The following is a 24,912-nucleotide window of genomic DNA, read 5'->3' on the forward strand; positions in this document are numbered from 1 at the left end:
TGAAAACCACTTAAAACGCCTGCTGTCCCAAAAAACCAGTTACCTTGCCCGGCAAGTCCATACCAGCTACCAAAGGGGCTGGACATTTCAGCAAGTCTGATACTATGCCCGCTTAACCCCTGTATATCACCGGCTACTCCTGTAGCGGACATATCTGTCCACCAATATATTCGCCCATTATTATTTTTTAATTATCTACTCTTGTTTTACATTAATTTGATCTTAATTTTTACTGATTATCAGTAAAGTAATTATAGAAAGTAGTGTCATCACTAACTCTGATACATGACCAAATAGAGTATTGAAGTTCAATACCTTAATTTTCCATTGTCTATACTAGAGAAGAAGTATAAAGTTTTGCCTCAAAAGGGTAACAACTCCATTATTAATGTCATAACATTAATTAACCTTCAGATTCTCTTTTCTATCTTCAATATGTTCTTTCTGCATTTCTCTCTGTTTAAAAATTCTTTTCCTACTCATATTACCTGTATAGATAACAAGAGAAAGCGTAAATAACACTATCATAAAAAAATACACATAATATTTTTTATGATAGTCTTTAAATGAATCAAAATTTTCAAATTCTTTGCTATAAACATATCTTCCCACAAAACCACCTATTATAATGAATAAAAATAAATAGAATATATAAGGCGTATGAACAATAATACTATCACTGTATGAGATACATAAAAATACATACCCAAAATACATTATCATTCCAAAAATTAATGTAAATATCAAAAAAGTTGTAAACTTAGCAAGGGCATTATTACCATTATCTACTTTATAAAAATGTAAATAAATATGATAAAAAAGTAATTTTATAAATCTAATCATCTTAAAATGCAGGTTTACCATCATTATAATACGTTTCATAAATTGCCATTCCTCCAAAGTATACGAGTGATGCAGCTGCTCCCCAAGGTCCGAAAAAGCCTACAACTCCCATTACTCCATCAGCGATAGCCCTTGCATCAGAAATATTTCCTTCAGACCATTGATAAGCAGTATTTGCCAAACCAATGGCACCGACGGCTCTACCTCCCCATTTTAAAGCTGTCGAAAATTTACCCAATGCTTGAGCAGAAGCCGGCAATCTTGTACTTATAGTTTCTGCAAAAATACGGCTTTTTGCTATACTTGAAGGGGCGTTCCAATTTCTTATTCCCCAACTTACTAACTGTGAAGAACCCTCAACAGTTCCTGCTATTGCTGTAAATTCTCTTGGATGGCTTTGAATCCAATCGAAAGAACCCGTGATACTATTACCAAAGGGGCTGGACATTTCAGCAAGTCTGATACTATGTCCGCTTAACCCCTGTATATCACCGGCTACTCCTGTATCGGACATATCTGTCCACCAAGTCATTCGTCCATTAGTATTCGTCAATCCGGCTGTTCCCCCATTTCGCCAAGCATTCATAATATCTCTGTAAGCCGAAGTTTGGCCAAACGGCGTACCGGCTGTCAATCCATAACTTCCACCGCCACCACCGCCGCCGCCCATATCAGCGATAATAGGGGATAACTGGTCGTTCAATCCTAAAAATGTCAGAATACTGGCCCTGTCTCCTCGTCCCCCGCTGGCGTAATATGTAAACATACCATTAGCCGGAGCTAACCATTGCATAGGTTCCTGAGGCGGTAAAGCCTTCATCCCATCCGGATCTATAAAGTTTACCGGGTTATTAAATGCATAATTGTATGGAGAATGTCTTCTCATATGCTCCGCCAAAGGATCAATACTGTTCCACCTCCCCAGATCCGGCATGTACATCCTGGCCCCGAAATCATAAAAACCGCTTTCCTGAAGTTCCTTCTGTCCATATTTGTAATTATAATAACTGCCCGTATTAAAAACTGATTTCTGCTCTCCGACGATGTTCATCCCGAATGCATAATAATCATTCTGGTCTACAATCTGGGGAGAACCGTTATTGCTTTTATAACTTATCCTTACATTTCCCAAATGGTCTTTGTACTGGTAAATATACTGTTTTGTTTTATAATCGTAAAGCCCTTCCGCAGTCGGGAAAAACTGAAGCTCAGCTGCCGGAACCGGTTCCCAGGCAGATAATATGTAGGCATCCGGTTCAAATGCCGTCCGGGAACGCATAAATGAACTTGTGGCTCCTGTGGTCAGCACATACTGGAAACCGTCCAGGTAATCCGTAACGGTATTTTCCGAAGACCCGTCATTATTGTTTGTGACATATGCTTTTTTTATTTTGGCACCGTCTGACCTGTAGGTGTATTGGATATTCTGTGTTCCGTTCTTATTGATAGAATAGGAATTTGCAAGATTCAGAAAATTGTATCCTATATTCTGAATACTTTTATCCGGCATGCTGGTCATATTTCCGTTGACATCATACCCTATTGCATTTCCTCCGCCTTCGTAACCTGTTGTATTATAGTTATCATTTACAGAAAGCAACCTGTTACCGTTATAACTGTACTGAAGCTCATCGATCATTTGTGGAGTCAGGCTTACCGGATTTTTGGCATTTCTTTTAAGGGTAATGATATTTCCATTGGAATCATAAGTTACTTTCTCGTCATTGAAATGATTAACGGGAACAAAATCTATCGGATGGGAATATACCGCTTCTGTTAGCCTGTTCAGCTTATCATAGGTATAATTATATCTCTTTTTGATATTGATATTAGACGCTTTCCAGCTAACTTCGGAAATAGCTCCGTTATAGCGGGCTGAGGAGGCAGAAGATTCCGGATTTTGATAACGGATATCATATGAGAATAATTTTCCGCTTGCGGGCAGATTATCAATCACACTGTTATTTATTCCTGTAAGCAATCCTTTTATATCATAAGTAAAATCTATAGACTGGAGAGTGTTTCCTACCGTCTTATTATCTATGCGCCCTTTGTCATCGTAATGATATTCTGCCAGCAGTTCTTCAGGGTTATTATCCACCTGATGGTAACGCTTTAAAAGTACGTTCTGGTCAGAATAAACAAATCTTTCTTTGATATTGACAACAGGGGATGATGCCTGTCTTCTGTGTATCGTATTAATCTTCTGTGCAACCCCGGCAAAATCAAGTTGGGATTCCAGCCTTGTGTATCCCCCTAAATAATTATAGCTATAGGTACTGACTACCCTTCCTTTAAGATCATACCAGTTATAATTTCTTGTCCACCCGCTGCTCTCAATCATATTGATATAAGAGGCTGTAGGTAATCCTATGGTGCTTAAGCCGTCGGCTTGTGCCTCATCAGGAAGTATATTCTGGGTTAGTACCTGAGAAGGACTGCCGGGAGTTCCAACCGGATATGTGTCAAAATAATTGATGGTCAAAAGTTTTTTGATAGATGTAGGAAAAGCCGTATTGGTATAATATACATCCATATTATCCTTATTAAATGCTGCGGTGCTCCTGCTTTCAAAATTGAACTGGTACTGGGCTGCATTCATATCTGACTGAATCTTCTGCCTGCTGTCCGCATTTTGTGTTATCCCCGTATAGAGAACCTTCCCAAATTTATCATATTTAACAAATGACCATTCATTATTATTTTTTTGCCTGGTATCCTGAGACATGATCAATCTGTCCTGCTGGTCATATACGAAGTATTCTGTTTCCTTATCCGGTACTTTCTTTTCTACCATTCTGCCTTTCGTATCATATTTATATTGATATGAAAGATTATTTAGGATAGTATCAGGAATAGTTCCTGAAGTTTGCTGGGAAAGCTGCTGTGAGGCCAATGGGGAAAGCACATATATCAGCTGATTATACTCATTATAAATATAATAGGTTTCTGCACTTTCAGATGCACTGATCACTTTTTTAGACAGGATAATCAGTCCCTGATCGTTTTTATATTCAATGGTTTGATTCCCATCTTCATCAGTAACCGTATTTTTATACAGCTTATGTGCGGGATAAGGGACGCTGAGTGATACGATGGATTTTGTAACTCCGCTTTCCCATGAAGTATCCGTAACAAACCGGATTACTTCATTCTCATTTACCGAGTAATCAAAGTTTACCGGCTTAGCCGCCCAATCGTTTCCTACACTGTATTTCTTCCTGATCCGGTTTAACGGAGAATTTTCGATAACAATCTCAGAATATATTTTTTCTGATCCGTATATATTTGAAGCATTACCCAAGGGATCCGGATAGTAAAGCCCACTTTGAGTTCCCGTCTGTGGCACGGGCAGGTATTCTTTTATTCTTCTTTCGGAAGGGTCATATTCTATATGCTGAACTACATCCTTTCCGGATGGTGAACTTTTAATCCCTATTATCTGCTTGGGCCTGGCCAGACCATCAGTATATCTGATCGTTTCTGTTTTTCTTGAACAGTCCTCTGTAAGGCATGTTTTTGTATAGGTATAGTTTTGATCTGCAGGTAAATTAGCTTGTGAATAGAGTACATTGTATGCCAATATACAATAGAACAATATATGTTTTTTCATTATTTTTTATATTGACTGGGTATTAGTTCTTAAGGTTATTTTTATATTCCTGAATAGTAATATTATTACCATCAGTTATTTTCTCCAGCTTACCGGCTGAATTATATGTATAGAGTTTCTTGTTACCCATCGGCCCGGTTTCACTGGTCATTCCAATTAAAGGGTCATAGGTGTAGGTGCTGATATAATATCCTTTAAGCCCTGCTGTTTTCCTGAAATTATCCAAGGCTGTAATAAGAGCCGGTTCTGCCGAAGGATTTACAGCATCTGAATCAGATGCCGTAACAATAACTGATGTAATATTTAATGCCTGAAGCTGGTCATAGGTAATTCCTTCAATTTTTGCAATAATTTTAGTATTTTTATATCCTAATACAAATGTTACTGGTACACCTGACTGATTGGTATACTGCAAAAGATTACCGTAAGTGTCATATTTATTAAACGTTCCCTGCAATACAGGACTGTTCTCTATAACATTATAGGCTACCGTTGAAGAAGGATATATAGTAGCCGGATTATCGAATTTAATTTCTGATTTTGAAATATTTTTCGGAATGCTGTTTTTGATAATTTTAGTTTCTGTCATGATTGGAATTCCGATAATATTTGCATTGATCAGTTTTTGGTTATTCATATCCGTAGCATACCGATAGATAATTTCTGTAACATTTCCCGAATTATCAACCTCCTTCTCTGATAAAAGATTGCCGTAATCACCTTCGCTGGTTGTTTCACTCTGTGAAGTCATTATGATATTATTCCCCAAGAATCTTTCTGTACTTAGAATTTGTTTTGAAATCCATGGTAACCTTAATTGTGTAGCCTGATTATCCACATCAATATTCTTAAAGTTGACTACATATGTATGCTGGTTCTTCTCAATCAGGTTATTGTCTGAATCATACTGCTCTACTTTTAAAGGTAAAAAGGTGCTGAACAGATTATAATTAAGATCGAGATTATTTAATGTGTTTCCGAGCTGTAAAGCAAATTGCGTTTGGGCATCATAAGGACTAAGAAATGTGTAACGGGTAGAAAAACTTTTTATACTATCCGTAACTTTCACATTTTGGTACATAACTTCTTCTCCGAGCGTATAAAGCTCTCCATCCAGCATACCGCCCATACCGTTATTCCACTGATAGAAGTTACTGCTTGGCACACCAGTTTGGCTGAAATCACTATAATTATAATTTAAGACTTCTGTTGGAGTGGCACCTTCATTTTCATATTTTTTTATACTTTTGATTCGCAATCCTTTTACATATTTTATAGCATCGGGCTGTTTTTCTAAAGCATATATAAAGAACTTACCTTTATTACTGCTTACGCCACCATTAATTTTAAAATTGAAACTGCCTGTAGGATTATTAGCTATGGTGAAATCAATTCCGCTACATTCGTTTCCAGTTGAATGATCTTTATAAGGATAAGTTTCAAAAATATTGGTTCCGGAAGTGATTTGATATGTTAAAGGAACAAATCCCCCACCTCCGCCTGGCGGAAGGAGCTGCATTTGCAACTCAGGTACTTCAAGCCCTTCTTCAGTAATATAAATTTTCCCTGTATAAATATTAGGATCCTTAAAGAAGGAATAATTTCTTGTGATACTAAGGTCAAAGTCAATTACTGCAATTTTTTCTAATTTATAGTCATCAAAACAATGATCATATAGGTTAGTATAGCATTCACCCATATTAGAACTGGTAGTATTAGACTCAAATTCATATTCAACCTTTCCGCCTGTAGGAAGGTGTATGGCCTTTAATGCATCAATAGAGGATGTCAAGCGATTGACACTTTCTTTTGTATACAGACGGTCATAATTTAAATTACATGCTACAAAATCATTAGGATAACCATATTTATCAAAATTTCCGTTATAACTTGAATATGGGCTGCTATTATATTCAAATGAATATCTTTCTAAAACAGTATTATTTTTATCCTGCTTTTCCACACTTTGAAGTTTTCTCCTATCAAAAACATTATCAAACGTGTATTGAGAGATAATCTGTGAGGAAAGATCTTTCAAAATAACTTTTTTTAGTTGATAGGGATCATAATCATTAGACCAGGTATTCCAATTTGTAACCGGGAGAGGCGCCGTGCCCTGAAAGTAATCATATTCTATACTTCCTATATTAGAAACATTAATTTTTATTAATTTATTCGTAACCAAATAATTATCCCCTCTATAGTCATTGATCTTCTGTGTATATGGAACATATTCATAAGTAAGCAGTATATTATTATTCTCATCTTTTACAGTAGAAAGATTAAAAGAACTATGATAAACCTCTTTTTTATTACCCATTCCATAAAAAGAAATATCAGACTTGTCAAAAATATATTTCAAACCATCTTCATCGATTATAGTAAATGACTTTATTTTATACTGAGTGGTGTCTGTATTTTTTTCAAATAAAATCTTATTTTTAGAAGTCTCTGCCTGTAATACTTTAGGAGCATGTGTCGCTTTATCATATATGATTGTGAATTTCCCACTTCCTTTATAAAAGTTGTATTGATAGACATTAGAATTTAATTGTGCCTTATTGTTTACTGTTTTGAATTCATAATCCTGAACATAATTCTGAATTACTCTAGAAACGCTTCCTCCTGAAGATATATTCCAGCCTAGACCAACTTCACTAATCATCTGTTGATTGGATATATTAGCTGTCGAATAGCTTAACCCGATACTTACATTTAATTTTGAAGATTGCGTTGGCAAATTTAATAAAGGAACACTAATATTTGGGACTCCTCTCGCAATATCAACATTTGAAACATCTTTTGAATTCTTTTGAATTTCAAATGAATTGCCACCCTGTGCAAATATTTTAAGGGAAAATAAAAGTATAAGTATACTAATTTTTATATTTCGGTATGTTTTCATTTTTATTTTTTTATCAGTTTCGCACTCGCCGTTTTCCCTTCAGCCGTTTTTACACTCACTAAATAAGCCCCCTGAATCAGCAGCTGTGTATTGATCTTGGTCACTTTGTTCTTCGTTTTTACACTTTGAAGCTGCCTTCCGCCCATATCATACACCGTAATCTCCGCTTCCGATTTCCCGTCACCAAACTTTCCGCTTCCATCCTCCAGACCGATTTCCACATACGCATACTCACTCACCGGGTTAGGATAAATCTTAATATCCTGCTTCTTGATCAGCTGGTCAATCTGCTTGTCGCCAAGCTTTACAATCTTCCAGTTTTCTTTCCCGAGTTCTTCTGCACTCGTTCCGGCCAGGATAATAGAGCCGTCACGGTTCAGCTTAATATCTGACAGTCGCTCTTCTCGTTGCCTCTTTTCTCCCTTCACATGCTTTCGCCACTGCTCATTTCCGTTCTGGTCCAGGTACAGCATCCAGAACGTCTCGTCATCCGTTTCGATCCTTCCCTCGGATTGGGTATAGCCGCCCAATAAAAACCCCTGTACTGACATCTTGATTCCTGGTTCTTGTATCTTGTGTCTTCGTAATCACACTCATGCCCATCAAAACATCACGGTTCTTAAAGCTGTACGATTTCTGCCACAGATCTTCCCCTTTTTCATCGAGTGAAATGAGCCAGAGATCGGTGCCTTCTTCAATCCCAACCGATTTATTGCCTGATCTTTCAGACCTGGATTCCCCGCCAACTAAATAGCCTGTAGGTGTCAATGCCAAAGTTCTCAAATGGTCATCGCCCTTGCCGCCAAAGTTCTTTTCCCATTCTACTTTGCCGTCTTTATTAAGTTTGATGATCCAGTAATCGCCTTCGCCGTAGTTTTCTGTTTTCTTTGATCCTCCTGCAGCGCTTCTGGAATACATGCCCAATAAAGCCCCGCCGTCTTTCGTCGGAACCATTTTCTCCACTTCATCCAGGCCTTTACCGCCCAGAATAAGCTGCGAGATTTCCTTTCCGTTTTTATCCAGCCTGATGATCAAAACATCTTTGGATCCGTAACCTTTCTCTGCATTCTGTACATTCCCGGCTACGAAAAATCCGAAATCAGTAGTCTGGATCACCGCCCTGGCTTCTTCATCTGAAGCTCCGCCGATGGTTTTCTGCCACAGCTCATCCCCAAACTCATTGATTCTTATCAACCAGATATCAGAGCCGCCTCTGGAATCGTCTTTTTTATCAAGGCCCTTCCCTGAATAGCTGGTTCCTGAAATTAAAAATCCGCCCTCCTGGGTATTTACCGTTGCCGATAAAAAATCATGGTTCTGTCCCGAAAAATATTTTTCCCAGACTTCTTCGCCATTTTGATCGAGTTTAACCAAATGAAAATCGTACCCTTGGTTTTGCTTATTGTCCGAAGAAATTTTATTGGACCGGATGCTGCTTCCGGAAATTAAGTATTGCTAGTCAATGGTCGTGGTGACCTGGGAAAGAAAATCCTGCGTGGAGGATTTGATGTCCTTCTGCCAGAGGACCTCCTGGGCACAGGTATACATAACAGCGCACAGAGTAAGTGCGCTTACATAGAGTTTTTTCATGCTTAGTATATTTTCAGTGTGTTATCAATTTTTTAAAAACGTTGCAAAAATACCTTTTTTACTTCACGCCTGAAAGATTTATTACAAATATTTAATGTGAACTTCATCATTTTCTGATATTCTTATATTTTTTTTAATTACTGAATCAAAGATAATCCTGTAAAGCGACAGAACTCGTCGTGTTTTATTTACATTGAAAATTTCTAAAAACTACATTTTCCTGACTGAATATATAATCAATACAAAATATTTTATTCTTGAACCGAAATGCCTTTTTGAATGTTTTTAAGATACCGCAGGATTTCCTGTTTTCAAATATCCGGGAAAGCTGTGTCTGCTATTGTCAGGTTTTGCAGATTTTCCCACTCTTTTTTAGTAGTTCTTCGTAAATCCTTCTGTTCTCTTCGGAAAAAACATCTCTTTTCCGAAGAAGCACCGGACATCATCCGAAGATAAAGGATTTAATTTTCAGTTTTTTGCAACGGAAATATGATAGAAAATCATGAAATATTATGGAAGACAGATTTAACCGTAGTCGGGAAAAGACGTACAATTATTATTGGGAAATACAAATCGCATGATGTTATATTTATAATGCTTGTGAAAATAGTTCCAATATCATGTATTCTCTTTTGCTTATTCATTATTTTTGCAAAACACAAAGTAAAATAATAAACCATTTTTCAACCCTATGATCCATCCCTCTTCTGATCGCCCGCAAACCGGAACAGTTTTCACATTTTCAGAACTTGTCGGTACCCCTTTTCAGGGAATGGTGAATGCATTGTGCTGGAAACGGGAGCCGGACGGAGATTTTAAAGAAATCGCAGATAAGCTTCAGTTGAAAGAAAACATTACGGAAGTTTCCGTTGAAGACCTTTGTGCCCTGCAGCTGTCGGAATCCGGCTGTACTGCAAGAGAAACAATCCTGAATGATATCCGGTTGCTGACAGACTTCGGGGCATCGCCTTCGCTTAACCTGCTCAGGTGTTATGAACGGGATGAGGAACTCGGATTCATTTCCACCGATGTATATTCTTACCATGTTGACCGTTCGACCGTCGGTACCGATACTTTTTTATGCACCTACCACGGTGATGCCAGTGATATCCTGCCCAACGATCAGGCCCTGCAGAAAATCCTGGTTCCTGAAATCCGGGAAAAACTCAGGAAACTTCACAATGGCCCGGAAGCGGAATTTGAAACCTTCCTCAAGGAATATTATTTCGATCTGCATTATGAGCCTATGCCTGATGCGCAGCCTGTCAATTTAGGAACCGGCCATCTCTGGAGGCTGGCGGTGGATCATCCTGAACAGCAGGTTTTACCGTGTATCCACCGGGCACCGGTTGAGAATGAAGGGGAATACCGGCTGTTGCTGATTTGTTAGTGGTTGCGTAATTTTTTAATGCTGAAGGAGTTGCTGAGTTTTAATATGTCCATATTGTTTCTGCTATCTTTATTTTTTTATCTGAATCAGCGGACCATTACGCTCATTCTGCCTTGATGCAAAACAAACCAAAAGATCAAAACCCGGATTCTTCCGCTAAAAATAAAGCCTGTTCACTAAAATTCTAAACTTGTGTGATAATCCTGTTTTTTCTTCGGTTCAAAAGCCGCCTCACACTTCGGACAGCAGAATTTTCTTAACGCTCACAGGCTTCGTTTACCTCTGATTGTTTATACAATTAATAGATCGGCGAACCTCTCTGAGTTTTTTTAACACTCCAGGCTCTTATGTCATTTTTACCCGCAGTCGGTAGTATTTTTAGCTTCCATAGTAAAGCTTGTTTATGTGACTTCCATACCATCTGCATAATCCGCATGACCTGTGAGCGATCAAAACTTCTGTGTATATTCTGTAGTTTGTCAAAATTTAATATATATTTAGGTATCCAAATTTTATACATGCTAGAAAATTTCGAATTTTATCTTTTCCTGGTCCTGCTTATCACCATGCTCATCATGCTGGCGAACAAGATTAAGGTTGCCTATCCTGTGCTGTTGGTACTGGCGGGATTGTTAATCAGTTTTATTCCCGGCGTGCCACAGATTAAAATTGAGCCTGAACTTATCTTCATCATCTTTCTGCCGCCGCTGCTGTACGAAGCAGCATGGTCAACCTCCTGGAAAGAGCTTTGGCGTTGGCGGAGGATTATATTCAGCTTTGCTTTCGTTGTGGTGTTTTTTACCGCACTGTCGGTGGCTGTTTTCGCCAACTATTTTATTCCCGGGTTTTCTTTGGCCTTAGGCTTTTTGCTGGGCGGCATTGTTTCACCACCTGATGCCGTAAGCGCCGGAGCGATTCTGAAATTCGTAAAAGTACCGAAAAGGCTGGCTTCCGTTCTTGAAGGGGAAAGCCTGCTGAATGACGCTTCTTCTTTAATTATTTTCCGGTTTGCCATGATTGCCGCAGCTACCGGACAGTTTGTATGGCAGGAAGCCGCCGGAAGTTTTGTGTGGATGTGCATCGGCGGCGTAGGAATCGGGCTTATCATCGCTTATATTTTCATGAAAATGCACAAACTGCTGCCCACCGATTCAAATACCGATATTTTACTCACCTTCATTGCGCCTTTCTCTATGTATCTGGCAGCAGAGCAGCTTCACGCTTCCGGGGTCCTGGCGGTGGTAAGCGGCGGGTTGTTCCTTTCCTACCGCAGCCATGATTTCCTGAGCAGTGCATCCAGAATACGGACGGTAACCGTCTGGGAAAGTTTCTGCTTTCTGCTGAACGGGATTGTATTTATGCTCATTGGTTTGGATCTGCCCGAAATTATTTCCGGCTTAGGAGAAACCGCTGTTTATACGGCCATTGGCTATGGCTTTGCGGTAACTGCCGTTTTGATTATCGTAAGGGTCCTTGCAGGTTATGCGGCCGTATTAACAACTTTGGTCATGAAGAATTTCATTACGGTGGCTGATGAGGAATCTCCCGGCTGGCAGACTCCCATGATTATCGGCTGGACCGGAATGAGAGGCGTGGTTTCCCTGGCCGCCGCACTTTCAATTCCGTTGAAGCTGGCTGACGGAACGCCTTTCCCGCAGAGAAACCTGATCCTTCTCATTACCTTTGTGGTGATTCTTCTAACACTGCTTGTCCAGGGGCTTACGCTTCCTTTCCTGTTGAAAAAATTCCCGCTTAAAGACCGGGATTTCGTAAGGAGCGAAAAGGAGATCGATTACGAAATCCTGAACAGCCTTGCGCAGGTAGCCGTAGATAAAATCCGCAGCGATTATGCCCATAAAATAGAAAGCCTGCCGGCACTGAAAGACCAGCTGCAGAAATATGAAAACGAGCTGAACAGTTCCGAAATCATTATCAATTATGCCCAATACCGGAATATCTACATCGACATCCTTGAAACCCAAAGGAGCTGGCTGATCCGTAAGAACCGCGAAGAACTTCTGCTGGACGAAGAAATCATCAAAAAGCACCTGCGCCTGCTTGATCTCCAGGAAGAACGGCTGAATATGAGAACTTAGGAATTTACAGTTTTGTCATTTGCATTATTTATGAGGGATTGGATTTCTGTAACATGAATGTTTGCTTCTGTCATGCTGTTTTATCCGTTCATTTTGCCTTGATGCAAAACGGACCAAAAGATCAGGACCTGGATTCTTCCGCTAAAAATAAAGCCTGTTCTCTAAAAATTCTAAAACTTATACGCATTGGTATTTGTTTTCAGTTCAATATCATAGCCGTGCTTCAGATATAAATTTGCGTTTGTCTGTTTTTTAATGCAAATATTATCTTTTATCTGTTTTATCCGTTCATTTTGCCTTGATGCAAAACGAACCAAAAGATCAAGACCCGGATTCTTCCGCTAAAAATAAAGCCTGTTCACTAAAAATTCTAAAACTTGTGCGAAATCATTTTTTGGTGAATACACACTGTTTTCCTCGCACTTCAGACAGTAGAATTTTCTTAACGTTCACAGGTTTTATTTTTTAACGCTTCAGACTCCTATGTCATTTTTACTGGCAGTCGGTGGTGTAACTTTTTTGTTCCTTATTTTAAGTTTATTTTAATATGAATAATCAAAATCAAAGATTTTTAAGAGCTTAGGTGTTCCTCTTGTTTTCAAACCTGTGATCTTATACGATTCTAAATTGTAAAATATTTTAACATTTTTGGCTTATAAGTCATCGTTCATTTTGCCTTGATGCAAAACGAACCAAAAGATCAAGACTTGGATTCTTCCGCTAAAAATAAATCCTGTTCACTGAAAATTCTAAACTTGCGTGATAACCCTGTTTTTTCTTCGGTTCAAAATTAGCCTCACGCTTCAAACACTAGAATTTTCTTAACGTTCACAGGCTTTATTTTTTTTACGCTTCAGACTCCTATGTCGTTTTTACTGGCAGTTGGTAGTATAACTTTTCTATTATTATTTAAAGTTTATTTTAATATGAATAATCAAAATCAAAGATTTTTAAGAGCTTAAGTGTTCCTCTTGTTTTCAAACCTGTGATCTTATACGATTCTAAATTGTAAAATATTTTAACATTTTTGGCTTATAAGTCATCGTTCATTTTGCCTTGATGCAAAACGAACCAAAAGATCAAGACCTGGATTCTTCCACTAAAAATAAATCCTGTTCTCTAAAAATTCTAAAACTTGTGCGAAATCATTTTTTGGTGAATACACACTGTTTTCCTCGCACTTCGGACAGTAGAATTTTCTTAACGTTCACAGGCTTTATTTTTTTTACGCTTCAGACTCCTATGTCGTTTTTACCGGCAGTTGGTGGTATCATTTTTTGGTGTTCCTTACCTTTTCTAACGTGTAAATATTATAGCATTTTTAATTTTTGCAACCTGTCTCATCCGTTAATTTTTGATGAAGCAACCATAGGAATTTCATCTTTTTTATGGTTTCTTCTTTCCAGGATGAGCTGTGCGGCATCCAGCATTTTGTTCAGGTGGATGAACGGCGTAATAATATTCCCTTCCGGGGCATTGTTGAAAGAACCGAGAGAGAAATACACCATATCTGCCAGGAAATCATCAAAATCCCTGATGGTAAATTCCCTGAACGCTTTTTGAAATACCAGGAACGGGTTTCTGTATTCTTCTTCTGAAAGTGAACCCAGTATCAGGTGAGACATCGGTTCTGCCGGAGAATGGATTGCCCATTTTTTTGTCTTGAACTGCAGGCCGTAGCCGGCCCGGACAAACTAACGGAGCGACAGGTAGAAATGGAACACCACGGACGGATTTTCTTTCATCAGGATTTTTGGCTTTTGGGCATACTCCACTATTTCATACAGCCTGTTTTTGGCGGCTGCCGGATAATGGAAGTGAAAAAAGGTGTCTATCAGGCTGAGGGCGGAATATTTCCTGTGTTCCGTCCAGCCTCCGGATTCAAAATCTATGTTTTTCTTTTTCATGGCAAGATGTTTTTTTTAATATTGATGGCCTGCCGGTTTTGCGGTTCCGGTTTGGGCAGGCTGCAAGCGGGCGGCCGTCTAAGACGGCTGCGCCTGCAGTAGTTTTCATCATTTGTGTGTTGTATGGTATATTTCTCCCGTGCTCTTTCTGCGCAAAATTGGTTTTTGCAGGAAGGGCTTTTAGGATTATACATTATTATTGACTTAGGAATCTGAAGCGTTAAAAAAATGAGTCTTGGGAGCGTTAAAAAAACTCTATTGTCCGAAGTGCGAGGCTTACACTACTAATTCACCCCATTCATATACCATTTCGCACAAGTTTAGAGTTTTTAGCGACTAAGGCTCATTTTTAGCGAAAGAATCCAGGTCTTGATTTTTTGGTTCTTTTTGCATCAAGGCAAAATGAACTGTAAATTACAATAGGTTGTACACCCTATTGTTGAATGTCATTCTGAATGAGCGCAGCAACATGAAAAATCTCCGGCAGCATTCATATTTCAAAAAGCAGGCTTAGAAAGTTGCAGAATACCGGACGGCATGAAAAATAAAACGGCATGGATTCTACAATATCCGTACTAGAGGTACTGGTATACCTTGGAAACAGATAAGAGAACCCACGCCTAGGTCGTGAGCTTCCTGCTTATCTCTTGTTTCCTTAAAAATTACCAGTTTTCTAGTACAAGATTCTAAGCAATAGCTTCTATTGTTCGTTGAAGTATTGCAAAGTTACATTTTGCTGTAACTTATATTGCAAATATAACAAAAATTTTAAAAAGGATACATATAAGTATCCTAAATTTTAAGTCCAAACTTAGAATTTTACGGTTAATGAATGAAATTGACCTTAATAACTATAAAAAAGCTCTTGGTTACAGAATTTCTGAATTAAGAAAGAAAATTATAAATCCCGAGACAAATAAACCTATTTCACAAGAAGAACTGGGTTTACGAACCGGGCATGCAAAAAAAACAATAGGAGAATTAGAAAGAGGTAATACCAATCCCCGATATGATACTCTACTTATAATAAGCAAAGAACTTAATGTAACACTACAAGAACTCTTTGATTTTGATATGAAAAGATATATTAAATTATCAAATAAATCCTGACAAAAGTTGGGATTTATTTTATTATTACATTTTAAAATATTCATATAAACTACAATGGAAATTCAGTAAAAATACTGATTAGTAATTTTTAAATGTTTTTTATTTTTGTTCATTACGGTAAACCGTAAAAAATATAAATGTATTGTTTATATATTTGATATTCTTTAAGAATTAATTATGAATATTATTATATGTATCCAATTTTGCTACAAATAATTCATAGGCTTTCCCGATGCAGAACTTTGTATTTTTTAAAAGTATATAAAATATATTGTTAACTAAATTAATACATTGTCAATATTCAACAATAAGCCATTTAATGAAAATGTTTTAAAATGAGTCTATTAGACAAAGAAATAATTAATCCAAAGCCATTCCTACGATGGGCGGGTGGAAAAAGATGGTTTGTTAAATATCTTACCGAATTAAATAGAATTAAAATAAATAATTATTTTGAGCTGTTTGTAGGAGGAGGATCTGTTTTTTTTAATCTCAACAATTATAAAAATGCATTTATCTCTGATTTAAATTTTGAATTAATTGAATCTTATGAGGCTTTGAGAGATGGTCCAGAGAATGTTATAAAAATCCTAAAAGAATTTAAGAATGATAAAATAGAATATTATAATATTCGAGAGCAAAAGTTTGAAAATAAATTTGAAAGAGCAGCACAATTTATATATTTAAATCAAACGTCATTTAATGGAATCTATAGAGTTAATAAAAACGGAAACTTTAATGTTCCGTTTGGAAATAGAAACAAAAAAGATATCATTGAGGAACAAAATTTATTACTTGTATCTAAAAAGCTACAAAATGTTAATATGGTCTGTAATGACTTTGAAAACAATTTGGAAAAAATTAATTCAGGAGATTTAGTATTTTTAGATCCCCCTTATACTGTAGCTCATGAAAAAAATGGATTTATACAGTATAACCAAAAAATATTTTCACTTGATGACCAATATAGATTATCAGAATTTGTAAAAAAAATAGAGAAGAAGGGCGCATTCTACATCTTAACAAATGCTAAGCACCAAGCTATTTTAGAAATTTATAAGGATCTTGAAAGTCCAGTAAGTTTAAAAAGAAGTTCAACAATTGGAGGTTCAGGAGCAAAAAGAGGAAAAGAAGGTTTTAATGAATATATTTTTTCAAATTGTTTAAATTTAAAAATTAATGACTGATAACAAAAAAATTGAACTATTGGGAAAACTCATATCTGAAAAGGATATAGCCAAACAGTTAAAAATTAGAAATAAAGATCATTTTTATCAAAGTATAAGATACTCACAACTTGAAGAATTTGAAAGAGATGGATGGGAAATATTCCGAGAATTTAAAACAACAATTAGTATTAGAAAGAAAAAAAGTTTTGACGTTGAATTTGAAGATAAAGTATGGAGTTTGTTTGCTTATATTAACTATAAATTCATGAATAAGGATAGATATTTTTCACTTCCTTATGATAAAAATAACAACGCATTATCTCAACAAATTGATGTATTTGCGAAAGATGATGAAACAATTTTATTAGTTGAGTGTAAATCTGCAATTGAAAACAAAAGAGGCGATTTTAAAAAAGAGCTTGAGGCAATGGCTGCAAAAATAGATGGCTTACGAAAATCTGTCATTGCATTATTTCCAAATATAAAACATAAATTTAAGTTCATTTTAGCTACTAGAAATTATTCAATCTCTAGTGAGGATTTAGAAAGATTAAAAAAAATTGGAGGTGTTCATTTTAATGAGGAAATCATTGATTATTTCTACTCTTTATATTCACAAATAGGAGTCTCTGCAAAATATCAGTTATTAGGAAATCTTTTTGAAGGTCAAGATATACCAGAGCTAGATAATTTAGTTCCTGCAGTAGAAGGAAAAATGGGAGGACATACTTACTATTCGTTTTCTCTTGAGCCTGAAAAACTTTTAAAAATTAGCTATGTGTTGCATAGAAATAAAGCTAATATTAATATGATGCCGACTTACCAGAGGCTAATAAAAAAATCCAGACTTAAATCTGTTCATGATTTTATAGACAAAGGTGGTTATTTCCCAAATTCAATTGTTATAAATATTGATACAAACAAGTGTAATTTTGAAAGAGCAAATACTCAAGTCGGTTCTACTCTCTCTAAAGTTGGTATATTACACTTACCTAAAAAATATAGGGCAGCTTTTATTATTGATGGTCAACATAGATTATATGGCTATACAAATTCTGAATATAAAAAGACTAATACAATTCCTGTAGTAGCTTTTTTAGGACTTAGTAGAACAGAACAAGTTAAAATTTTCATGCAAATCAATGAGAATCAAAAAGCAGTCTCTAAAGATTTAAGAAATACTTTGAACGCCGATTTATTGTGGGATTCTAATAATAAGTTAGAGCAAATGAAGGCATTATGTTCGAGAATTTCTATATTTCTTGGAGAAGATAGAGTTTCACCGTTATTTAATCTCATCTCAATTGGAGAAGATAAAAAGATAATAACAACTTCTGCTATTGAAAACGCCATAAAAAAAGGGAGCTTTCTTGGAAAAGTTTCAAAAAATAAGATTGAAGAATTAGGAACTTTCTACTTTGGAGATATTGATGAAACCTATGAAAGATTAAGTAACTTTTTATGTGAAGGATTTAAATATATTTCTGAGAATTTAGATGAAGAATGGAGAAAAGGTAGTGATGGCATGCTTCTAATTAACAAAGGTGTATCTGGAATAATCCTAATTTTAAGTGATTTAGTAAGCTTTTTGAGATTAAATAATCAAATTGATCCTAAAAAGGATTCAGTAAGACAAATATTTTCAGAAGTTAAAAATTATCTAGATCCTGTAATTATTTTCATTAGAAATTTAGATAACAACGTTAAAAGTGAATTGAAATCTTCATATGGTACAGGTGGAGAAATAAAATATTGGAGAACTTTTCAAAAAACTATTCGAGATATTTTTCCAGAATTTAAACCTGATGGTCTTGACGAATACTTTAAAAAAGAAGCGAAGCTATATAATGACAAAGCAATTGCTTATATCAGAGATATAGAAACTGAATTCAAAAATGATTTTAAGGAGAGATTAAAAGATCATTTTGGAAAAAAATGGTTCGAAAAAGGACTACCCCCCAAAATTTCTGAAAAAGCAATTGTAGATGCTCTCTCTAAAAATAGAGAACTAGAAGAAAACGATGAACAAATTGAAGCATGGGATTGTATAACAATAATAGCTTACAGAGAAATTGCATTAAAAAACTGGCAAAGTATTTTTGAAAAGGAATATACTAAGCCTGGAGAAGAAAAAATAAGTGGAGGAAAAGAAGAAAAAACAAAATGGATGGTCAAACTTGAAAGAATTAGAAATCAGAACTTTCATTCTTATTCTGTTACAGAAGAAGAATTAAATTTCTTAGAAGAGTTGCATGATTGGATTTACAAAAAGGTTTTAAGAAATAAGTTTCAGAAAGATGAGTAATCTTGGAATGCCAATTAGCATTTCAAAATAGAATTAGTTTTAAAATTTGGCGACATAATAATGACAATTTTATTTTCATTCTACGACAAAAATGATCCAGCTACTCTCCAAAGTCTCTGACTTTGGCTTTTTGTTTATTATATTAACTAAGTAATAGTTTAATTAACAACACACATCGACTGCTTAAATTTCAAATCAGATATACGGCTCAATGATAACAAGAATTTCCATAGTCAACAAACCATCACTTTAATTATTTAGTAAAAATTCTGTAAAAAACCGTCACTTACACCTGAAATAAACCCCTACTTTTACTCCCGCAAACACTTCTCAGAAATGGCACACCCTCTACATTTCAAACTCATTCAGCCTGATAAATCGATACAGGATTTTGTCTGTTGTTTTTCGTCGCTGCGGAACTTTTCCAACCGACACCAGGCCGTGGTGGTCCCCAACGGAAGGATTGACCTGATCTTTTCTAAAACCAAAGACCGCAAAGTGCAGGTGGCTCTGCTGGGACTGGAAACCCAGCCTAAATATCCGGATCAGGAAGTTTCGGATTTCTGCTCGGTCAGTTTTAATCCGCTGGCCATCGAATATATTTTCGGCTTTCCGGTAGCGGACCTCCTCAACAGCGGGAAACGGATGCCGGATGATTTCTGGGGGTTCGGGATTGAAGATCTGGATGATTTCGGTGGATTTTGTGAGAAGATGACCGGGAAAATCAGTTCCCTTCTGCCTGAGAAAGTGGATGAGCGCAAACGGAGACTGTTTGAACTGGTGTTTGCTTCAGACGGCGAAATTTCTGTTGCCGAGCTCTCGGAAAAGATTTCGTGGAGCCCGCGGCAGGTCAACCGGTATTTTAATCAGCAGTTCGGGCTTCCGCTGAAGGCCTACTGCAAGATCCTGCGCTTCCAGGCTTCGCTTTCCCACATCAAGGACGGAACCCTGTATCCGCAGCTTAACTTTACCGACCAGTCGCATTTCATCAAAGAGGTAAAGCAGCTGTCAGGCGTTTCACCGAAAGAGCTGCATCAAAATAAAAATGACCGTTTCTTACAATTTTTAGTCTACGGCCCGAAGTAACTTTGCTGCCTGAATCTAAAGATATGGGAGTACAAAATAAGAAAGTAGCCATTATCGGCGGCGGCCCCGGCGGGCTGACCTTAGCCAGGCTTCTTCAGCTGAAAGGCGTTGATGTAAAAGTTTATGAACGGGATGCCGACCGGAGTGCCCGCGTACAGGGTTCGCCGCTTGACCTGCACGAACATTCCGGCCTGGCCGCGATCCGGAAAGCGGGATTGCTGGACGTATTTAAAAAGAATTATATGCCGGGAGCCGACCAGACAACGGTGACCGATGAACAGGGCAACGTGGTTTTCAGCGACCATTACCCTGACGTCATCAAAGAAGAAGATTTCGGGCACGAATATTTCCGTCCCGAAATAGACCGTGGCGTCTTACGCAACATTCTACTGGACTCGATACAGCCTGAAAACATCATCTGGGACCGCCATTTCCTGTCCATGGAGCAACAGAATGACTGCTGGCGGCTGCATTTCAAAAACGGATCTGAAGCGTATGCCGACCTGGTGATCGGGGCAGACGGCGCCAACTCAAAAATCAGGCCCTACATCACCGGGATTACTGCGTTTTATTCGGGCATCACGATGCTTGAAGGGAATATCTATGATGCTGAACAGCAGGTTCCTGAAATCACTGAGCTCCTCCGCGGCGGTAAATTAATGGCTTTCGGAAACGAAAAGAATATCCTGATGGGACAGAAAGCAAACCGCGAAATCGGGTTTTATGCGAGCTTCAAAACAGAAGAAGGCTGGGTTTCAAGAAGCGGTTTAGACTTTTCGGACCGCTTGCAGGTACTGGAATGGTTTAAGAAAAAATATGCGGAATGGAGCGACCTCTGGTACCCGCTGTTTGAAAACACGTCGGTCCCTTTTATTCCGAGGCCGATCTACTGCATGCCTTTGGACCAGGACTGGGAGACGCTCCCGAATGTTACCCTCATCGGCGATGCCGCCCATGTGATGCCGCCGTTCGCAGGTGAAGGTGTTAATATGGCCATGCTGGATGCCCTGGAACTGAGCGAAAGCCTGACGGGAACCGATCATCATTCAATACACGATGCCTTGGCATCGTATGAAACTGCAATGCGGAAAAGGGCTTCCGGTATCGCCCGGGAATCCCTGGACAACGGGGAAAGGATGCATAATGCGAATGCACTGTTGACGATGACGGAGTTTTTTGGAGGAAGGTGAAAAGAGAAATAATAAAAAATCAATTTTTTGTTATTGTCAATATTTTAAGATGACAAATTATATATAATTTACTCAATGGCAATTAAAAATTATTAGTAATACTACAATCTTAAGCAAATCAACAATAGTACATTTCACTATTTTTATTTAATGACTTAATCTTTCAACTCTTCAATTAATTCTAGAGCTGTTGAATTAGGAAGTTGATTAAAGATAATCTGATAAGAATTCTTGTAATATTTGTTTTACTTGCATATAATATTTAAAGATGATTTATTTCCCAGAATCAAAACCTGATTTAATAATTCTGTTCAGACTATCATCATTTTCTCTCATATCTTAATAAAAAGACCAAACTTTTATTGTTTGGTCTTTCTTAAATTTCATAACACTAAGGTGCGATCCAGTCAAAATCAACCAGATGATCTAGATTATTAGTCTCTTTTTTATCAGGATTTGATCTTAAATATTTACCATTAGTGCCATTAACTACATTCACACTCTCACCAATATTCCAGCAACAGTTATTGTAATTCCAAATCCATGTAGTAGCACTATTGCCCGACATATCCAATAATCTAATAGCCTCATCTTTAGTTTTTTTAATTGCTCTTGAAATACTAGAGTCATTAACTGTATGAAATGCATAATGTGTAATAATACCACTTGAGTCTTTCCAAACTCCTGAAATTCTGTATTCTGCCATAATTGAAATATAAATTAATTTATTGCAATTTACATTCACTTTTTATGTGATCACTACGGATTTCCATAATGAAATAATACTATTTTTTATTAAAGAATAGCATTCATTTCCATAATTTCGCATAATTAATCACTGAAATTTCAGTATTATAGTAAGAAACAGCAGTACAAAAGACCAATAAAAGAACTACAGCATCCCATCCATGAAAATAGAGCATATCGCAGTCTGGGTAAAAGACCTGGAGAACATCAGGAATTTCTATGAACAGTATTTCGGGGCCGTTTCCAATGAAAAATACCGTAACCCGGCCAAACATTTTGAATCCTACTTTTTAAGTTTTGACAACGGCTGCCGCCTGGAAATCATGTCCCGGCCGGACATTGGGGAAAGCGGTCATTCTTACGATGACCAGAAATCCGGCATCACCCACCTTGCATTTTCCACGGGCAGCAGGGAAAAGGTTGATGAACTGACGGAACGGCTAAGACAGGACGGTTACTGGATTGCCGGAGAACCGCGTACCACCGGAGACGGATATTACGAAAGCGTGATCCTGGACCCGGAAAACAATATTATTGAAATTACGGAGTAGCTGGATAGGTGAACGATAGAAGTAATTCAGTATATTTACTGTAACTCAAGGTATTGGGTAAAACCTCCACAGAAATAAGTATAAAGGTAAAAGTACATGTAAAACACAGAAATATTCAGCCCATGAGAAAACAACTTATTGTATTACCAGCCGTTTTTGCTTTGATGCTGTCCTGCAACAGCCCGAAAGAATCCGCCGCGGAAACATCTGCCAATGAAAAACTGGTTGAAACCTATTTTAAGCATTTCAACCGTCATGACTGGAAAGCGCTTGCGCACATGTATACTGAAACACCACAGTTTAAAGATCCTTCATTGGGACCGGGAACCGTAACACAGACCAGGCAGCAGATTATTGATAAATATTCTGAGCTCAGCACCGTGTTTCCGGATCTTCAGGATAAAATTGTCCAGGTATATCCTTCCGGTGAAAAACACATTATCGTTGAATTTGTTTCAAGCGGCACCGCAGCAGACGGCTCGAAATTTCAATTGCCCATCTGTGCGGTTTTTACCATCGAGAACGGACGTATCACCAAAGACTTTTCATATTTTGACAATTTTGAAGAAAACCAATAGCAGGAAAATGGCTTCAGGACACACAGGATGAAATTCCGAGGCCGGGAAGATCATTCTATAAATAGCTCAGTCAGTCTTAACCTTCGCTGACTGCCCTGAATTTACGCCGGTTCCACTGCCTTATGAATGCTTTTCCGTCTTCAAACCTGTAGAAACACGGTTCTTTCTCTTTTTCTTTCGGCCTGATCAGGGTAAAGCACTCCCCTTCCGGAAGCTCAATGATCTCGTGGACGGTGTCTGCCGCAACAAAATGGGAAGTCCCTTCCTGCCTGTGGTGTACGGAGGAATGATATGTTCCGTCTTCATGGATTTCATAAACCCTTTCCACATAGCTGCCTTTTAAAATATGCGTGGTGAAACTGAAAGGATGGTCATGGATATGTTCATGCTGGTCTTTTGCGCTGAAATGGTGAATAACCGCATCGAAAGGCAACCCCTTTAAGTGATGCTTGGTAAATACGGCATTCATTTTTTCACGTCTGGTCTTTATATTAATCATGTTTTTTAATTTATGGAGGTGATGTCCTGAACGTTGGATATCACTTGATTTATTTTGGGTTCAGAACCCGGAAATGAGGAATGCATAACTGTATTTCCCTTCCTGAATTTAGGTATATGCTATAAAGTTAATAAAAAAAACAGGAATTGAGGCTATTGAAGGGTATGATAACTTAATTTGAGCGCCTGTTAAAACTTATTTTTATAAATAATTTCCTAGAGATAAAGGCAATCCCGCGGATCTCTATGTGTGTTCAATTGCCAATCCAAAACCACCGGCAAGAGTCTTTATGACATCAGTCTGAAAAGCTTTAGGTAAAATTCAGCAGCCTTATCATCTTTACAAAAGTAAAACGGATCAATAGCTTGAGATGATGACCTAAATCATCAAACAAAAATACTCCGATGATCCTTTTTTCCCTATTTTTACTTTACAATTATAATTGACATATGAAAAAAACAGTTTTTGCAGGGATCATGGCTTTAGGAGGATTGGTAACAGCACAGGCACAATGTACTGCCGTATCGGCAATTGCTGAAAATTTCGACACTTGGAAGGATATCAGTAAATGCTGGACGGCACAGCAGGGAAAGGCAATGCTGTACAGCAGTGATAAAAAGATCGTTTTTTACTCCATGACCAATCCCGGGGAAAATATGTTCCTGGTAACCCCTAAAATAAAGGCAGGAACCTACACCCTTACCCTTGACAGTTCAGACAACGGCGGCAAAACCACCCTGGAACTGTTCTCTATAGGCAGTACATCCGACACAAAATCATACACCGCTATAACCAAACCTTCTGAAATAACAGGAGACCGGAAAGTAATAACGGTTACGTTGAAGAAAGATGCTTACCTGGGGCTCAAAGTTTTGCTAAGCGGCATCCATCAGGCTGTTTATGTGGATAATTTCTCCCTTAAGCCTAAAAAATAACTGCTTCAACACGCATCAGCACATTTTTTTTAAAAGCGAGCAGGAACAGTTAACAGAGCACAATCAAAAAACAAAAATCAATCCGAGAAGTTTTAGATTTCCGGCACTTCTTTACCGTTGCTGCAATATGCATCAGGTATGAAGGAATCCGGGGAAAACTGTTTTACAGCATTCGCAAAGCTCCGTACCGGAAGTCCGAAACGGCTTCTGCCACAAGCCTCGAGATCAGCCTCGTTCATATGAAAAAGCAGCAGCTGTCATACTGAAAGGATTAGTAAATGAATTCCGATATGGCCAATACCGTATGTCACAATTTGTTCATACTTAAATGACTTTTTTGAATATATTCATAATGACGGTTTTCACTTTCACAACATAATCTTCAATTCTGGAGTGTT

20 protein-coding genes are annotated in these 24,912 nt (G+C 37.6%); 10 read left to right on the forward strand and 10 right to left on the reverse strand.

All coding sequences use genetic code 11. The features are described 5' to 3' along the window. Nucleotides 1-399: 399 nt before the first annotated feature. From SD427_RS12640 to SD427_RS12665, 6 genes are all read right to left on the reverse strand, one after another. Complete coding sequence (locus tag SD427_RS12640; RefSeq protein ID WP_320558164.1) at nucleotides 400-843, reverse strand: hypothetical protein; 444 nt, start codon at nucleotides 841-843, stop codon at nucleotides 400-402. A 1-nt stretch (nucleotide 844) separates the two neighbouring features. Beyond that, nucleotides 845-4,456 (reverse strand): DUF6443 domain-containing protein, encoded by a 3,612-nt coding sequence (locus SD427_RS12645; protein WP_320558165.1) that lies wholly within the window; start codon nucleotides 4,454-4,456, stop codon nucleotides 845-847. Between the two features lie 22 nt (nucleotides 4,457-4,478). Beyond that, on the reverse strand, nucleotides 4,479-7,361 hold the full coding sequence (locus SD427_RS12650) for a hypothetical protein (RefSeq protein ID WP_320558166.1): 2,883 nt from the start codon (nucleotides 7,359-7,361) through the stop codon (nucleotides 4,479-4,481). A gap of 2 nt (nucleotides 7,362-7,363) precedes the next feature. Then, a complete protein-coding gene (locus SD427_RS12655) occupies nucleotides 7,364-7,912 on the reverse strand; it encodes a T9SS type A sorting domain-containing protein (protein WP_320558167.1) in 549 nt (182 codons plus the stop codon). After that, a complete protein-coding gene (locus tag SD427_RS12660) occupies nucleotides 7,848-8,735 on the reverse strand; it encodes a hypothetical protein (protein WP_320558168.1) in 888 nt (295 codons plus the stop codon). The genes SD427_RS12655 and SD427_RS12660 overlap by 65 nt, the downstream gene beginning before the upstream one ends. An 81-nt stretch (nucleotides 8,736-8,816) precedes the next feature. Beyond that, nucleotides 8,817-8,951 (reverse strand): hypothetical protein, encoded by a 135-nt coding sequence (locus SD427_RS12665; protein WP_320558169.1) that lies wholly within the window; start codon nucleotides 8,949-8,951, stop codon nucleotides 8,817-8,819. 691 nt (nucleotides 8,952-9,642) lie between these two features. Here SD427_RS12665 and SD427_RS12670 point away from each other — a divergent pair. Further along, nucleotides 9,643-10,341, forward strand: coding sequence for a DUF1826 domain-containing protein (locus tag SD427_RS12670; RefSeq protein WP_320558170.1), 699 nt, complete (start codon nucleotides 9,643-9,645; stop codon nucleotides 10,339-10,341). Between the two features lie 518 nt (nucleotides 10,342-10,859). Beyond that, nucleotides 10,860-12,437, forward strand: a complete 1,578-nt coding sequence (locus SD427_RS12675) for a Na+/H+ antiporter (protein WP_320558171.1) — start codon at nucleotides 10,860-10,862, stop codon at nucleotides 12,435-12,437. A gap of 1,340 nt (nucleotides 12,438-13,777) precedes the next feature. Here SD427_RS12675 and SD427_RS12680 read toward each other — a convergent pair. Together SD427_RS12680 and SD427_RS12685 are read right to left on the reverse strand one after the other, a co-directional pair. Next, entirely contained in the window at nucleotides 13,778-14,062 is a 285-nt protein-coding gene (locus SD427_RS12680) for a hypothetical protein (protein WP_320558172.1), read from the reverse strand. Between the two features lie 69 nt (nucleotides 14,063-14,131). Then, nucleotides 14,132-14,344: a hypothetical protein gene (locus tag SD427_RS12685; protein WP_320558173.1), complete on the reverse strand. Its 213-nt coding sequence runs from the start codon at nucleotides 14,342-14,344 to the stop codon at nucleotides 14,132-14,134. A gap of 828 nt (nucleotides 14,345-15,172) precedes the next feature. Between SD427_RS12685 and SD427_RS12690 the strand changes: the two genes are divergently transcribed. From SD427_RS12690 to SD427_RS12710, 5 genes are all read left to right on the forward strand, one after another. Continuing rightward, nucleotides 15,173-15,454 carry a helix-turn-helix transcriptional regulator gene (locus SD427_RS12690; RefSeq protein WP_320558174.1) on the forward strand — a complete coding sequence of 94 codons (282 nt, stop codon included), beginning with the start codon at nucleotides 15,173-15,175 and terminating at the stop codon, nucleotides 15,452-15,454. 335 nt (nucleotides 15,455-15,789) lie between these two features. Further along, entirely contained in the window at nucleotides 15,790-16,641 is an 852-nt protein-coding gene (locus SD427_RS12695) for a Dam family site-specific DNA-(adenine-N6)-methyltransferase (RefSeq protein WP_320558175.1), read from the forward strand. Continuing rightward, nucleotides 16,634-18,928 (forward strand): DGQHR domain-containing protein, encoded by a 2,295-nt coding sequence (locus SD427_RS12700; protein WP_320558176.1) that lies wholly within the window; start codon nucleotides 16,634-16,636, stop codon nucleotides 18,926-18,928. The genes SD427_RS12695 and SD427_RS12700 overlap by 8 nt, the downstream gene beginning before the upstream one ends. A 336-nt stretch (nucleotides 18,929-19,264) precedes the next feature. Next, nucleotides 19,265-20,014, forward strand: a complete 750-nt coding sequence (locus tag SD427_RS12705) for an AraC family transcriptional regulator (protein ID WP_320558177.1) — start codon at nucleotides 19,265-19,267, stop codon at nucleotides 20,012-20,014. Nucleotides 20,015-20,037: 23 nt separating this feature from the next. Next, nucleotides 20,038-21,204 carry an NAD(P)/FAD-dependent oxidoreductase gene (locus SD427_RS12710; protein ID WP_320558178.1) on the forward strand — a complete coding sequence of 389 codons (1,167 nt, stop codon included), beginning with the start codon at nucleotides 20,038-20,040 and terminating at the stop codon, nucleotides 21,202-21,204. Between the two features lie 391 nt (nucleotides 21,205-21,595). Here the strand turns inward: SD427_RS12710 and SD427_RS12715 are convergent, their stop codons facing one another. Further along, nucleotides 21,596-21,910 carry a DUF3892 domain-containing protein gene (locus SD427_RS12715; protein WP_320558179.1) on the reverse strand — a complete coding sequence of 105 codons (315 nt, stop codon included), beginning with the start codon at nucleotides 21,908-21,910 and terminating at the stop codon, nucleotides 21,596-21,598. 202 nt (nucleotides 21,911-22,112) lie between these two features. On the opposite strand from SD427_RS12715, the gene SD427_RS12720 reads away from it, so the two are divergent. Both SD427_RS12720 and SD427_RS12725 read left to right on the forward strand, forming a co-directional pair. Continuing rightward, nucleotides 22,113-22,502, forward strand: a complete 390-nt coding sequence (locus SD427_RS12720) for a VOC family protein (RefSeq protein WP_320558180.1) — start codon at nucleotides 22,113-22,115, stop codon at nucleotides 22,500-22,502. Nucleotides 22,503-22,624: 122 nt separating this feature from the next. Further along, nucleotides 22,625-23,080, forward strand: coding sequence for a nuclear transport factor 2 family protein (locus SD427_RS12725; protein ID WP_320558181.1), 456 nt, complete (start codon nucleotides 22,625-22,627; stop codon nucleotides 23,078-23,080). A gap of 76 nt (nucleotides 23,081-23,156) precedes the next feature. On the opposite strand, the gene SD427_RS12730 is transcribed toward SD427_RS12725, so the two are convergent. Beyond that, nucleotides 23,157-23,579: a hypothetical protein gene (locus SD427_RS12730; RefSeq protein ID WP_320558182.1), complete on the reverse strand. Its 423-nt coding sequence runs from the start codon at nucleotides 23,577-23,579 to the stop codon at nucleotides 23,157-23,159. A 449-nt stretch (nucleotides 23,580-24,028) separates the two neighbouring features. Here SD427_RS12730 and SD427_RS12735 point away from each other — a divergent pair, with 449 nt between their 5' ends. Beyond that, nucleotides 24,029-24,514: a hypothetical protein gene (locus SD427_RS12735; RefSeq protein WP_320558183.1), complete on the forward strand. Its 486-nt coding sequence runs from the start codon at nucleotides 24,029-24,031 to the stop codon at nucleotides 24,512-24,514. Nucleotides 24,515-24,912 lie beyond the last annotated feature (398 nt).

Source organism: Chryseobacterium sp. JJR-5R (assembly GCF_034047335.1).
GTDB lineage: Bacteria > Bacteroidota > Bacteroidia > Flavobacteriales > Weeksellaceae > Chryseobacterium.